Annotated in this window: 11 protein-coding genes; 6 read left to right on the forward strand and 5 right to left on the reverse strand. The window is 54.7% G+C overall.

Annotated elements, in window-relative coordinates:
* Positions 1-43: 43 nt before the first annotated feature.
* From E4T21_RS06230 to E4T21_RS06240, 3 genes are all read right to left on the reverse strand, one after another.
* Positions 44-1,654, reverse strand: a complete 1,611-nt coding sequence (locus tag E4T21_RS06230) for a 5-oxoprolinase subunit B/C family protein (protein WP_149284187.1) — start codon at positions 1,652-1,654, stop codon at positions 44-46.
* Positions 1,655-1,746: 92 nt separating this feature from the next.
* A complete protein-coding gene (locus tag E4T21_RS06235) occupies positions 1,747-2,592 on the reverse strand; it encodes a LamB/YcsF family protein (protein ID WP_149284188.1) in 846 nt (281 codons plus the stop codon).
* A 9-nt stretch (positions 2,593-2,601) separates the two neighbouring features.
* Positions 2,602-3,846 carry an NRAMP family divalent metal transporter gene (locus tag E4T21_RS06240; protein WP_149284189.1) on the reverse strand — a complete coding sequence of 415 codons (1,245 nt, stop codon included), beginning with the start codon at positions 3,844-3,846 and terminating at the stop codon, positions 2,602-2,604.
* Positions 3,847-4,142: 296 nt separating this feature from the next.
* Here E4T21_RS06240 and E4T21_RS06245 point away from each other — a divergent pair, with 296 nt between their 5' ends.
* The 4 genes from E4T21_RS06245 (at position 4,143) to E4T21_RS06260 (ending at position 6,735) form a co-directional block, all read left to right on the forward strand.
* Positions 4,143-4,820 (forward strand): GntR family transcriptional regulator, encoded by a 678-nt coding sequence (locus E4T21_RS06245; RefSeq protein ID WP_149284190.1) that lies wholly within the window; start codon positions 4,143-4,145, stop codon positions 4,818-4,820.
* A 184-nt stretch (positions 4,821-5,004) separates the two neighbouring features.
* Entirely contained in the window at positions 5,005-5,346 is a 342-nt protein-coding gene (locus E4T21_RS06250) for a hypothetical protein (protein WP_149284191.1), read from the forward strand.
* Between the two features lie 321 nt (positions 5,347-5,667).
* Positions 5,668-6,132, forward strand: a complete 465-nt coding sequence (locus E4T21_RS06255) for a copper chaperone PCu(A)C (protein WP_149284192.1) — start codon at positions 5,668-5,670, stop codon at positions 6,130-6,132.
* A gap of 24 nt (positions 6,133-6,156) precedes the next feature.
* Complete coding sequence (locus E4T21_RS06260) at positions 6,157-6,735, forward strand: SCO family protein (RefSeq protein WP_149284193.1); 579 nt, start codon at positions 6,157-6,159, stop codon at positions 6,733-6,735.
* 100 nt (positions 6,736-6,835) lie between these two features.
* Here E4T21_RS06260 and E4T21_RS06265 read toward each other — a convergent pair whose 3' ends face one another.
* Together E4T21_RS06265 and soxR are read right to left on the reverse strand one after the other, a co-directional pair.
* Positions 6,836-8,395, reverse strand: coding sequence for an alginate O-acetyltransferase AlgX-related protein (locus E4T21_RS06265; protein ID WP_149284194.1), 1,560 nt, complete (start codon positions 8,393-8,395; stop codon positions 6,836-6,838).
* 589 nt (positions 8,396-8,984) lie between these two features.
* A complete protein-coding gene (gene soxR, locus E4T21_RS06270) occupies positions 8,985-9,446 on the reverse strand; it encodes a redox-sensitive transcriptional activator SoxR (protein WP_149284195.1) in 462 nt (153 codons plus the stop codon).
* Positions 9,447-9,595: 149 nt separating this feature from the next.
* Here soxR and E4T21_RS06275 point away from each other — a divergent pair, with 149 nt between their 5' ends.
* Together E4T21_RS06275 and E4T21_RS06280 are read left to right on the forward strand one after the other, a co-directional pair.
* Positions 9,596-10,726 (forward strand): efflux RND transporter periplasmic adaptor subunit, encoded by a 1,131-nt coding sequence (locus E4T21_RS06275; protein WP_149284196.1) that lies wholly within the window; start codon positions 9,596-9,598, stop codon positions 10,724-10,726.
* Positions 10,723-13,818, forward strand: coding sequence for a MexW/MexI family multidrug efflux RND transporter permease subunit (locus tag E4T21_RS06280; RefSeq protein ID WP_149284197.1), 3,096 nt, complete (start codon positions 10,723-10,725; stop codon positions 13,816-13,818). The genes E4T21_RS06275 and E4T21_RS06280 overlap by 4 nt, the downstream gene beginning before the upstream one ends.
* The last annotated feature ends 56 nt before the right edge of the window (positions 13,819-13,874 follow it).

The following is a 13,874-nucleotide window of genomic DNA, read 5'->3' on the forward strand; positions in this document are numbered from 1 at the left end:
ATTTTTCATCGGTACTTTATTCATTGTGAGTCTGTCTCCAGCGTCAGTCATCGATGCTCTTGGCCTCAAAAGCGGTAATGGGGTTGAAGCGCACCCGAGCTCCGACAGGGAGCTGCCCAGCAAGATCGAGGTGGTGGCGAGCGACACAGGCGATGACGGGATATCCCCCGGTCAGAGGGTGATCCGCCATGAACAATACGGGTTGGCCGTTGCTGGGTACCTGAATGGCCCCGCGGACAGTACCTTCACTGGGGAGCTCATGCGTAATGCGGCGAGTGAGCGGGGCCTCGCCCTTGAGGCGCAGGCCAACACGGTCGGATTGCGCTGTGATCTGCCATTCCTGCTGGGTCAGCATGTGAATGGCATCCGCATTGAACCAGTCGGTTCGCGGGCCCAGCTCAACATCCAACATCACCACATCGTGCAGGGTAGGAAGCGACTGGATAGGCACTTCTGGCGCCGCGACGGCTCTACGCAGAGGGTGCGGAGAAACGGCGAGGATGTCGCCGACGGCCAGAGGCGCTGGACCGATGCCCGCCAGGGTGTCGCTAGAACGGCTGCCCACTACAGCTTCCTCCTGAAAGCCGCCGCGTATCGCCAGATAAGCGCGTATACCTGCACGTGGGCTGCCTAGCGTGAGCGTGTCACCATCAGCCAGAGCGACCGGTTGATGCGTAAGCAAGGGCCATTGTCTGCCATCAGCCGTCTTCAGCATCAGTGGCACGTCGGCACCGGTGATGGCGACTACCTGTTCGCCTCTGGATATGCACTGAAAACCACCATGGACCAGCTCGATTCCGGCCTGATCGGCATCATTTCCCACCAGGCGATTAGCCTGGCGCAGGGCACCACGATCCATGGCGCCTGAGCGGGATATCCCCTGGCTGGCCTGGCCGGGACGACCCTGATCCTGAAACAGCGCCTGCAGGCCGGTGGCCGTGATCTCGAGTCCCGATGAGGCAACACGTCTGCCAGAAGCTGTCTCACGCTTCGAGGGTGAGGCAGGACAGTTTTCCCCGACCGGAACCTGTGTACGAGGCGAGGGGCCGGCATCGACGAAATGCACCTGGTCGCCGGGTTGCAACAGCGCAGGGGGAGTCCGGTCAAGATCCCACATGTTCAGTGATGTGTGGCCAATGATCTGCCAGCCTCCCGGGCTGGCCTTGGGGTAGATGCCGCTGAAGGCACCGGCCAAGGCCACGGCACCTGGAGGGATGCGAGTCCGCGGTTCGCTGCGCCTGGGAACATTGAGTAGCGAGTCATCACTGCTGAGGTAGGCAAAACCCGGCGCGAATCCACTGAAGGCAACGTGATAGGTGCTTTGTGTATGGCGTTGGATGACTTCGTGGCTGGATATACCCAGCAACTCGGCAACATGCTTCAGGTCCTCGCCCTCGTAGTGAACAGGAATCTTGAGGTGGCGAGTCGCCGAGATACTGCCCTGGTCAAGGTCGCAGCCAGCCAATTGCTCTATCAAGTGCTGTCGGGAAATCACCTCAGGCTGGAAGGTGGTCAGAAGGGTGCGTGCCGCGGGAACCAGCTCGACGATTCCCTTGATGGGCGCCCTCTGCAGAGCATGGAAGAGCGACAGGGTCTGCTGCAGATCCTCGAGCTCGACCATCAGGGTGTGTGAATTGACCGGCAGAAAACGCAAGAGGATTCTCCTGGTAACAGGTGAAAAATAGGGATACCGGGGTGGCAGATGGTTCCGTCTTCAATCGCCGCGTAGCGCAATGCGACGCTGGCTCACGACCCGTCGCCGGCAACAGCGGAAGCAGCAGCGGTTGAAACAGTGGCTGTCAAAGCGGCAGAGGCTGAAGAGGAGACCGCAGATGAAAAGGGCTGGATCTCCACGCCTGCGCTTTCCAGTGTGTTGCGTACGGCACGCGCTATCTCGACAGCACCAGGGCTATCGCCATGCACACAGATCGAGTTGGCCTCGAGGCGGACGTTGCTGCCATCGATGGATGGCACGCTGCCTCGTTCGACAAGCTGTAGCATGCGTTCAGCGACCTCGGTCGGGTCATGGATGACGGCCCCCGGAGTGCGACGTGACACCAATTGACCGTCAGCCTGATAGGCCCGGTCAGCAAAGGCCTCCGCGACAGTGCGCAATCCTTGTTCCCTGGCCAGTTCCAGCACCCGTGAACCTGCCAGTCCCACCAGTATCAGGTCCGCATCAATGGCACGGATCGCGGTGATCACATCAGTCGCCTGGCGTTGGTCAAAGGCGATGGTGTTATAGAGGGCACCGTGGGGTTTTACGTAACTCACACGAGTTCCGGCTGCCGCAGCCAATCCCTTCAGGGCGCCGATCTGGTAGACCACATCAGCAATAAGTTCGCGGCTGGAAGGTGCCATGTTGCGACGGCCAAAACCCACCAGATCGGGGTAGCCCACATGTGCACCCACGGCGACGCCCTTGCTGGCAGCTTCGCGCAGGGTGTCGAGAATGCCCGCCGGGTCACCGGCATGGAAGCCGCAGGCCACGTTGGCACTGGTGACAATGTTCAACATGGCGGCGTCATCGCCCATGTGCCAGGCGCCAAAGCTTTCGCCAAGATCACTGTTCAAGTCGATACGAACTGACATGTCGTCTCCTCAGGCTGCCAGGAAGGAAAAGATGGGGCCGATGGACTCGAAGCCCATGTACCAGGTCAGCAGGCAGGTAAGTGAACCAAGTACCAGCAGCCAACGCGGATAGGCGTAGTCATTCATCAGGTCTCTGCGGCACCAGCCCACGTACATGAAGATGGTCAGGCCGAGAGGCAGGATCAGGCCATTGAAGCCTCCTGCGAAGATCAGCAGGGCAGCAGGAGGGGTGCCCAGTGTCAGGAATATCGCCAGGGATACGGCAATGAAGCCGACCGTGATGTGATGGCGACGGGTATCGGAGAGTCCCTGCTTGAAGACGGTGGTGAACGATACTGAGGTATAGGCGGCCCCAATCACGCTGGTAATGCCCGCGGCCCACAGGATCAAGCCGAAGGCGCGCAGGCCGAACTCACCAGCCGCGGCCTGGAATGCCTGAGCGGCAGGATTGGCTGCGTGGCTGGAAATGTCGATGGTCACGCCGCTGGCGACGACGCCAAGAATGGCAAGAAACAGAATGAAGCGCATGACACCAGTGACCAGGATGCCATTGAGGGCACCCTTGGTGACGGCCTGTACGTTCTCGGCTCCGCCCAGTCCCTGGTCAAGGATGCGGTGTGCGCCCGCGTAGGTGATATAACCGCCAACCGTACCGCCGACAATGGTGGTGATGGCGGCGAAGTTGAGAGTATCCGGCATTACGGTCTGACGCAGAGCTTCACCGACAGGAGGCTGAGAGGCAAAGGCAACGAACAGTACAAGCCCCATCATCATGATACCGAGCACGACGATCAGGCGATCCACGGCCATCCCTGCACGGCGGGAGAGAAATATGCCGATGGCAGTCGCGGCACTCAGTGCGCCGCCCAGTTTGACATCGATACCCAGCAGCGCATTAAGACCCAGTCCCGCCCCGGCGATGTTACCGACGTTGAACACCAAGCCCCCGAAGATCACCAGTACTGCCAGCAGATAACCGCTGCCGGGAACGGCAGCGTTGGCCACGTCCGAGGCGCGCATGCGGGTAATGGTGATGATGTTCCAGATGTTCAGCTGCACCACGAAGTCGATCAGGATCGAGACGAGAATGCCGAAAGCAAAGGCGGCCCCCAGCGTCGCGGTAAAGGTTGCTGTCTGGGTAATGAACCCTGGGCCGGTCGCTGAGGTCGCCATCAAGAAGATGGCGGCAATCAGAGATGATCGTCGTGCCTTGGCAAAGTCTTTTGTCGATGCCGTCGCATGTTGTTCGCTCATGGGGGTCTCCATGGAGAGGGAAGCATATCGAAGAACAAATCTGGAAAAATGTTCTTTATGCATTTGTGTTTTGATAAACCATACATATTTTTTGTTGAACAATTCATGGGAAAGATGTCATCAATTAGTCGAATACTCATCACCAATGAGTCCTGTTGGTGGCCAGGGGCGTTACAGTAGAAGCGTTTCACCTGTCTCGGAGAGGTATGGCAACGTGCTGACATCACAGCTTTTTTCAGTGGGTGTGTGGGGGCTTCCTGCTGCCCTTCAGTGCCTCGACAATCCACGGAGGCTTCATGACTGACATCCCGAGCCAGCAGAACCTGACCACCCGCATTGCCGAGGAAATGCGCCGCAAGCTGATCAATGGCGATTTCCTGCCGGGGCAGAGGCTCTCGGAAGCGGCGCTGGCGCAAAGTCTGGATATCTCGCGTAATACCCTGCGCGAAGTATTTCGCCTGCTGACCAAGGAAGGTTTGGTCAAGCATGAGAGAAACCGTGGTGTTTTCGTTGCGGCACCGAGCCTTGCGTCAATCATTGACATCTATCGAGTACGGCGGCTGATTGAATGTCAGGCGTTGGCCCAGGCATATCCTCAGCACCCTGCACATGACCGCATGCAGGAAGCTGTCGCTCGAGCGAAGCGCTGCCTCGCTAACAAGGATTGGCAGGGGGTTGGTACGGCGAACATGGAATTCCACATGGCGACAGTAGAGCTTGCCGACAGTGAGCGTTTGAATGCCATGTTCACTCAGTTGCTGGTTGAGTTACGGCTGGTATTCGGCCTGCTCAAGGATCCCGAGTTTCTGCATGCCCCTTATGTGGGCAAGAACGAGCAGATTCTCGAGCAGTTGGACAAGGGAGAGTTTGAAAAGGCAGCGGCGACCCTCAATGACTATCTGGTGCAGTCGGAACGTATTGTGCTGGCAGAGTATGCCCGGCGGATGAACGATGCAGGAGTGCAGGTTGGCTGATCCCATGATGGGGTTTTGACCCAGCCTGTCAGGTCAAGCGACTGCGCGACTTCATTAGTGACAAAGCGGGTTTAGTGGCAGAGCGGGTTTATGTAACAGAGCGGGTTTATGTGGCTGAGCAGGGCATGCACTGCGACATCCTGTCGCCTTGTGCCTGGCGATATCATCCGGATAGCATGCAGAAATGCGTTATTCTCGTGCCATGACATTCAATGTTGCCCTTCCGCTCGCTGCCTTCGTGATTCTTGGTGGTGCGATCTTCGGTGGCCAGGCCTACTCGGAGAGTCGTCTGAGTGGCGATATTCAGCGTGCCCTGGCAACTGAGCTCAAGACACCTGAGCCGATGGTCGAGGTGAAGTACCTGCAGAAGGTCAATCACGGCTATGGCGTATGTGGCTTGTACAAGACGCCATCCTCCCCGCAGGGCTATGCCTCGTTCTTCTATGACAAGGTCAATGATCGTGTGACGCTGGATGTCAACTCGACGCGTTACACAGCAAATTGCGGCTTGTCAGCGCTCTGTTGATACTCGGTACGCGGGTTGTGCAACTTGCGCAGATTCTGCAATTTACGCGGATTCTGCAACTTACGCGGATTCTGCAACGACAGCCTTTCCGCCTGCCACTCGCTTCAAGCCGCACTCATCCGGTGGTTTTCCCTCAACTGCGATAGCCCAGCGTGTCATGCCGTCTGTCCATGCCAATGGCAGGGCTTCGAATGTTCCAGGCTTATTCGTCATCCCTCCAGACTGCGACAATATGACGTGCCCAGGTTGGGCTTTGTGGATGCGGGGATCTGCTATCGTATCGCTCTATCTATGTTGTCTGTGCAATGAATGGAGCGAGATATGCCGAGTACAAGAAACAACAATATGCGTCGTATTTCTCACTCATGGCGATGGGCCGTGATGGCTACCATGCTGCTTGCAGGCGTTGCCCAGGCAGCACAACTGGAAGTGACTGAAGCCAAGGTGAGCCTGCTGCCCGGGGCATCACCTTCTGCAGGTTATTTCAATCTGCATAATGCTGGCGACGAACCTGTGACCCTGGTCGGAGCGGAAAGTCCGGCCTTCGATCAGGTTCATATGCATCTCAGCACGGACAAGGATGGTGTGGCCAGCATGCAGATGGTGCATGAACTGGAGCTGGCTCCGGGAGAGACCATCAAGTTTGCACCGAAGGGTTATCACCTGATGTTGATGAATCGAAACCAGCCCCTGGCGATAGGGGATGAGGTCGAGATCGTACTGCAGTTTGCTGGAGAGGAGCCACTGCCAGTGAATTTCGACGTGGTTTCCCCTGTATCAATGTAGTGGGACTGTCTGGGAAATAGTCATATGTACAAGGGGTTATGCACGGCTTTCGTATCCTTGTGGCTGACAGGTTGCGGTGATCAGTCCTGGCAGACAACGGATATCTCCGAGATGATGCCTCCTCTCGACTTCCACTTGACCGACGAGGATGGCAAGGACGTGGATGCGGAGGACTTTCAAGGCAAGACCACGCTGTTGTTCTTTGGCTATACCCACTGTCCGGACGTTTGCCCGATCACGCTGGCCCGTCTTGCCACCGCTTTCAGGCAGGTTGATGACAAGGCTCGTGAAGACATTCAAGTGTTGTTTGTTTCGGTTGATCCGGCCCGGGATACTCCGGAGATCATGAAGGAATACACGAATGCATTCGGGCCACAGTTCATCGGACTGACAGGCAGCAAGTCTGACATCGATGCCATTACCAACCGGTATCGTGTTTCCTATGAATACGGAGAAAAGGACGAGAGCGGCAATTACGATGTCACCCACTCCAGCGCAACCTTTGCCTTCAACCGCGAGGGGGATGCGCAACTCCTGATTCGTGACGACGACCCAATGAAAGCGGTGGTGTCGGATCTTGAGGCGCTTGCCGAAGGAAGCTAATTCCTGGGAGGAGGGCTAGGGCCGCTCCAGTATTCTGGCACCGGGCCCTTTCTCTCCAAGAACATCATCGGGGTTGTGCAACGGACATGTTGGTGATCGATCAGCCCATTATGATCTTCTTGTAGAAGCCGAAGCCGGCGGTTTTTCTTAATTCCTTGAATATCCTGGACTTCTCTTTGCTCCCTAGTTTGGATGCGGCGGCAAGAGGCTTTGCTTCCGACAGGCTTTCATAGACTCGCCCAGGCTGGATCAGGTAACGCTCATTCGTTTGCACGATGACATGGTCAGCCTGTTCATGATCGGCAATTTCCTGTACGTAGCTACCAGGAAGGTTGATGGCGACTACCCGGGAAAAGAAAAGTGAAAAGAATTTAGAGAAGTTGCCGGCACTCAAGGATGATCCCCCGAACATGAGTATGTTCTTGTCAAACATGGGGTTGGGGTTTGTGAACACCTTGACGTTACCGGCACCAGGGATCTGATTGTTGAAAGCCAGCCTTGAACGCAGCAGACCTATCATTTTCAATGTCTTTTTAGGATCCTTGGCGGGAGGATAAAGCTTGGACCCCAGGTCACCATATACCTCTCTTTCAAAGAAAGAGAAATATTGATCATAGTCATGCTGATAGCCTAACCTGTGCATGCATTCCTTGAAGCAGATAAAGGCTCCGAGGTCACTCCAGTGTGTATCCGTTCTATAATAGCTGTTTCTATCTTTGCTGCATTTCTCAACAGGATTGATATAGTTTACACCAAAGTCACGGAATATCTCTTCGACTTGCTCGGTGATAGTGAAATCACCTTGTGGATACGGGTAAAGTTCAGGAAACACCTTCTCTTTGGAGTTTGATATTACATATAATGCATTTTTCTTTTTATTGAAATTTCTTGAAAAATTTTTCCAGGTAGTGATCGTGGCATCATTTAACAAGGTTTCCCCTGTGTGCTGCTTGACAGTAGAATCTGCATGGTTGGTCAAGAAGAGCCATCCATCCTTGCCCTCGATGACTTGACGCACGGGCTGTATATCAACCTCATGGTACCAGTCAGCTTTTCCGTTAACGGAGAGGCCAATTCTTATATTCCTCTTTCCTCCTAGATCGATAGTATGCCTGAAACCGCATAGGTTTCTTATGAATTCTCTTTTAATCCCATGTTTTTCAATGAAAAATTTAACAACATCGGGCCTGTTGGCGTTTAATGGATACGATGTGATGCATCCGTTATCCACCAGTATGGAAATATCTTGTTCTTTCAGGTTTCTTGCCCAGCCCAAAAGCAGGAAAGAAGCCAGATCCTTTCCCTTGATAATGGTGTCATGGATTGACTTGTTGAGGTGAAAGATTGGTGGGCGCTGTGGGTTGTTTATGTTTTTTATCTTGACGCTGAACTTCTTTGCTTCTTCACTGGCAATGATGTCGATGAAGTTCAACCCACCTTGATGGTTGGGATGATATTTAAGCAATCTGTCTATTGTATTTCTTGCATCGGTAAATCTTCTCTCTCTTACAAGAGATTCTGCCAAGCGAATATGCAAGTCGGGCAGCAGGCTGTCCAGGTCATCAAGGATGGTACTGTATTGGTGTGATGCCTCATCATATATCCCTTTCTGCATTGATGAGTCTGCTGTCGTAATCCTGGTTGCGATATTTTGATACATAGCCTAAGTTCCCTGAAAGCTATTTGAGTTTGTTGTTGGATGTCTGGCAGCACACCCTGTCTCGATAGTATGATTCGCCTCTCCGGGCGACTATGAGAAGCTTTTCATCGACAAGCCTTTCATCCTTGATAGTCTAGGTTACCAAGATGAAAGTAACGTGAACGTTTCTTGTAATGTCCTTTACTGAACAGCGTCACGCTGGTGCATAAATTATTTTTCCGATAAAGCATTCATGTCTTTTTGGATCATTATGAATGAAATAATAATTCCTTGATCCAGTAAGCAACATTCTGGATATATATCGATCTATAAATAGCAATGATGTACATTTTAAATGACTGGTTATTATTTTCAGTTCATTAAAGGTATCAGCTTGTAAAGTTGTTTGTATCGTTCTTGCCGGTGGATAAGAAATATCCTCTCCAGCATGTATGCACATATATTACTTATATATGCTGATGGTCTCTTCTCTTCTCTTCTCTTCTCCTGCTCTGTGGACCTGATGGGTTTTGTGAGGGCAGAGAGGTGCCATTGAAGGGAGTTTGTTACGACTTTATAAACAGCAATGGCTGGCGAGGCCCAAGAAGACCTAGGGCCGCTCCAGTATTCTGGCACCGGGCCCTTTCTCCCCAAGAACATCATCGGGATTGCGTAACGGGCATTCCTCCAGAGATAGGCAACCACAACCGATACAGCGATCCATTTCGTCCCGCAAGCGCGTGAGTCTCTTGATACGCTCATCAAGCATGTCCCGCCAGAGTGATGAGATTTCGTGCCATTGAGAAGCGGTCAATTTGCTGCTTGGCGGGTAGCTGCCCAGTGTCTGACGAATTTCTTCCAGCGGAATACCAGCGCGTTGGGCGACCTTGATGACAGCGATATAGCGCAGCATGACTGGGGCAAAACGCCTCTGATTGCCTGCGTTGCGTGTGCTGCTGATCAATCCCTTGGACTCGTAGAAGTGCACGGTAGATATTGGCACGCCACTACGCTGAGCAACTTCCCCGACGCTCAGTACCCGTTTTGGATTTCCTGATGCTGTTTTCTTCATGATGCTTGACCTCAAGTTTGCTTGAGGTTTTATAGTCCGCGACTCCATGACTTGCAACCCCGTTGTACGGGCCAGTGGTACGTGCAGGCTTCCTCGGAAAAAGAAGCGTGTTGCCGGGGCTGACATTGGGCGAGATGAGGGGAACAGTGATGAATAAAAGCGTCGCTCAAGCAGGCGTGATGATAGCCATTGTGGCCATTGTCATCGTCGTCGTTGTGTTCTTGTCGGGACAGCCCGATGCATCAGCAGAAAATGCCTGGCCTGCGACCAAGGTGGCGTTGGCAGAAGTAAAGCGCCGCACCCCACCTCGCGCATTTTTTGGTATCGGTGAACTCGAGGCTATTCGTCAGGTGCAAGTCGCAGCGGAAACATCCGGTAGGGTGTCTCAGCTGGAATTCGACTCTGGCCAGAAGGTCGAGCGAGGCCAGGTGCTGGTCCAGCTAAATGATGCACCAGAACGTGCAGAGCGGGTACGCCTGCAAGCTCAGCTGCGTAATGCGCAAGCTTTGTTGCAACGCCTTAACAGCCTGGCGGCGCAAAGCGCTACGACTCCCGAGCAGCGCGATAATGCAGAAGCCCAGAGGGATATGGCGCGTGGTGAGTTGCAGCAGGTTGAAGCGCGTCTTGAGCAGAAGGCCATTCGAGCGCCATTTTCAGGAACCGTTGGTATCCGCCGGGTGCATCTTGGCCAGTATCTGAGTGCCGGTGATACCATCGCCAGCCTTGTTGATGCTGATCAAATGCATGCCAATTTCGCCCTGGATGAAGAGGCGATACCCCAACTTCGGCCAGGTCAACCGGTGGAGCTGGAGGTAGATGCCTATCCCGGTCGCACTTTCCTTGGTGTGATCAGTGCTGTTGACCCTCTGGTCGATGCAGCGCGCATGGCACAGGTCCAAGCAACCTTGGCCAATGAAGACGGAGAGCTGCATGCCGGGATGTACGCCAGCATTCGCGTACCACGCTTGGATGATGCTGAGGTACTGAGCGTGCCTGAAACTGCAGTGACCTATACCGCATACGGTGAGACGGTCTTCATCGTCGAGCCTGGTCAACGGCAGTCGCTCAGCGTCAAGCGCGTGGCGATCGAGACAGGCGAACGTTGGCAGGGCTATGTAGCGATTGACAAAGGCCTCGATGAAGGTGATCGAGTCGTGACCTCCGGGCAGCTCAAGCTCAGTGATGGCATGGTCGTTGAGCCACTGGAACATGACACTCTGCAGGCGTCACGTGACGTTGCCACACTCGAATCCTCCTCCACCAGGGAGGAAGCTCAGTGACCTTCACCGATCACTTTGTACAGCGTCCCGTGCTGGCACTGGTCATCAGTAGCCTGATTGTACTTTCAGGCCTGTTTGCATTGAACAAGTTGCCGCTACGCCAGTATCCGATGCTGGAAAACTCTACGATCACCATCACCACTGAATATCCTGGTGCCTCGGCGGAGCTGATGCAGGGCTTTGTCACCCAGCCCATTGCCCAGGCGGTATCCTCGGTGGAAGGCATCGATTACATGACGTCGTCCTCGACCCAGGGACGTAGCCAGATCAGTCTGCGCATGCAGCTTAACCGTGATTCCACACAAGCGATGACCGAGACGATGGCCAAGGTCAACCAAGTGCGCTATCGACTGCCGGAAGACACATTCGACCCCGTGATTGAGCGCTCGGCAGGCAGTGACACCGCACTGGCTTATGTGGGGTTTGCCAGCAATACCTTGTCGGTGTCGGAGATCAACGACTATTTGTCACGTGTCGTCGAGCCAATGTTCGCCAGCATCGAAGGTGTGGCCAAGGTGGAGTCGTATGGCGGGCAGCGTCTGGCGATGCGCTTGTGGCTGGACAGTGATCGTCTTGCGGGACATGGACTGACGGCAGCGGATGTAGCCGATGCGATTCGCCGCAACAACTATCAGGCTGCTCCGGGCACGGTGAAAGGGCAGTATGTGATGGCCAATGTACGCGTCGATACTGACCTTGCCAGCGTCGAACAGTTTCGCGACATGGTCATTCGCAATGATGGCCAGGGCCTAGTGCGTCTGCGTGATGTGGGAACTGTTGAACTGGGGGCTGCATCCAGCGACAGCAGCGGTCAGATGAACGGTAAACCTGCGGTTTTCGTCGGGGTATTTCCCACGCCTACCGGTAACCCGCTGACCATTGTCAATGGCCTTCGCCACCAGTTGACCCAGATAGACAACACGATACCGCCTGGAGTTGAAGCTCACCTGGGTTATGAGACTGCGCGCTTTATTCAGGCCTCCATTGATGAAGTCATGCACACGCTGCTGGAAGCCGTGCTGATCGTGGTGGTGGTGATCTTTCTGTGCTTGGGATCATTGCGCAGTGTCGTGATTCCGGTAGTCACGATCCCGCTGTCGATGCTGGGCGCTACTGCGCTGATGCTGGCGTTTGGCTTCAGCCTCAACCTGCTGACTCTGTTGGCCATGGTCCTGGCGATTGGCCTGGTGGTGGACGATGCCATCGTGGTGGTAGAGAACGTACACCGCCATATTGAGTCCGGGCGCTCACCGATAGTTGCTGCTCTGTTCGGAGCCCGTGAAGTGGCAGGGCCCGTGATTGCGATGACCATCACTCTGGCTGCGGTATACGCACCGATAGGCCTGATGGGAGGGCTGACAGGGGCACTGTTCAAGGAATTTGCCTTGACGCTGGCAGGCAGCGTGATCGTTTCAGGTGTGGTGGCTCTTACCTTGTCCCCGGTAATGAGTTCGATATTGCTTCCCGAAGGACAGCACCAGGGCTGGCTGGCGCAAACCTCGGATCAAATATTCGCTGGTTTGATGCGGCAGTATGGGCGAGTACTGGAGGTGTCTCTGCGCCATCGATGGATAGCGGCAGGGCTGGCATTGATGGTATGTGCAAGCCTTCCGTTGCTGTATCAGTTACCACAGAGTGAACTGGCTCCCGCTGAGGATCAGGCCTCAATACTCACTGCCATCAAATCACCACAGCACGCCAATCTTGACTATGTCGAGCGTTTTGCTGACAAGCTCGATGCCATCATGGGCCGCCTCCCTGAAGCGACCAGCACCTGGATGATCAATGGCACGAACGGGCCGGCTGAAAGCTTTGGCGGTGTCATCCTGTCGGATTGGGAGCAGCGTGAACGCTCCGGCGCAGACATCACCAGCGTACTACAGCAAGCGGTTAGCGAAGTTGAAGGCAACAGCATCTTTGTCTTTCAGGAACCCGCCTTGCCGGGGTCCAGTGGAGGGTTGCCGGTACAGTTGGTATTGCGCAGCGCCGAGGACCACCGTGTGGTTTTCGAAGCGATGGAACAGCTCAAGCAAAGTGCTCGTAGCAGCGGGCTATTCGTAGTCCTTGATAGTGACCTCGATTACAACAATCCCGTGGTCAAGGTAAGCGTGGACCGCTCGCGAGCCAATAGCCTGGGGATTCGCATGGATGACATCGCCGAGTCGTTGGCTGTCCTGGTGGGCGAGAATTACATTAACCGCTTTGCGTTGCAGGGAAGATCTTACGATGTCATCCCGCAGAGCATCCGACATCAGCGTCTGACACCGAAAGCACTGGCCCGGCAGTTTGTGCGTACTGATAGCGGAACCCTGGTGCCGCTTTCCAGCGTGGTTGATGTGTCGATGCAGGTGGAACCCAACCGTCTTGCTCAGTTCGACCAACAGAATGCTGCCACGATGCAGGCGATTCCGGCACCCGGCGTGTCGTTGGGTCAGGCGGTCTCCTTTCTTGAACAACAGGTTCAGCAGCTACCTCCGGGCTTTTCCCACGACTGGGAGGCCGAATCACGTCAGTACATCCAGGAAGGGAACACGCTGATGTGGGCCTTCATGGCGGCGCTGATTGTGATCTATCTGGTGCTTGCGGCACAGTACGAGAGCCTGCTCGATCCCTTGGTCATCCTGATTACCGTGCCATTGTCGATCTGTGGAGCATTGCTGCCATTAGCCCTGGGGTGGGCGACCTTCAACATCTATACCCAAATAGGTCTAGTGACCCTGATTGGCTTGATCAGCAAGCACGGCATATTGATGGTCGAATTCGCCAACGAACTGCAGGTGCATGAAGGATTGAACCGTTCTCAGGCAATTCTGCGTGCCGCCCAGATTCGCCTGCGTCCAATATTGATGACGACTGCCGCCATGGTACTGGGCTTGATCCCCCTGGTGTTCGCTGATGGGGCCGGGGCCAATAGCCGTTTCGGGCTTGGTGTGGTCATTGTTTGTGGAATGTTGATCGGTACCTTGTTCACCCTGTTTGTGTTGCCGACCCTATATTCCCTGATTGGCCGGGATCACACGCTTCAAAGCTCGCGTAGCCAGCAGTTAGCCGAAGCCGAACAGATGTTGCTGAATTCTGGGGAGGGCAACTGAAGAAGAGGGCTGACTTTCCTGCATTATTTGTCTGGGCATCCACTATTCGAAACTTC

This window comes from Halomonas binhaiensis (assembly GCF_008329985.2).
Classification (GTDB): Bacteria; Pseudomonadota; Gammaproteobacteria; order Pseudomonadales; family Halomonadaceae; genus Halomonas; species Halomonas binhaiensis.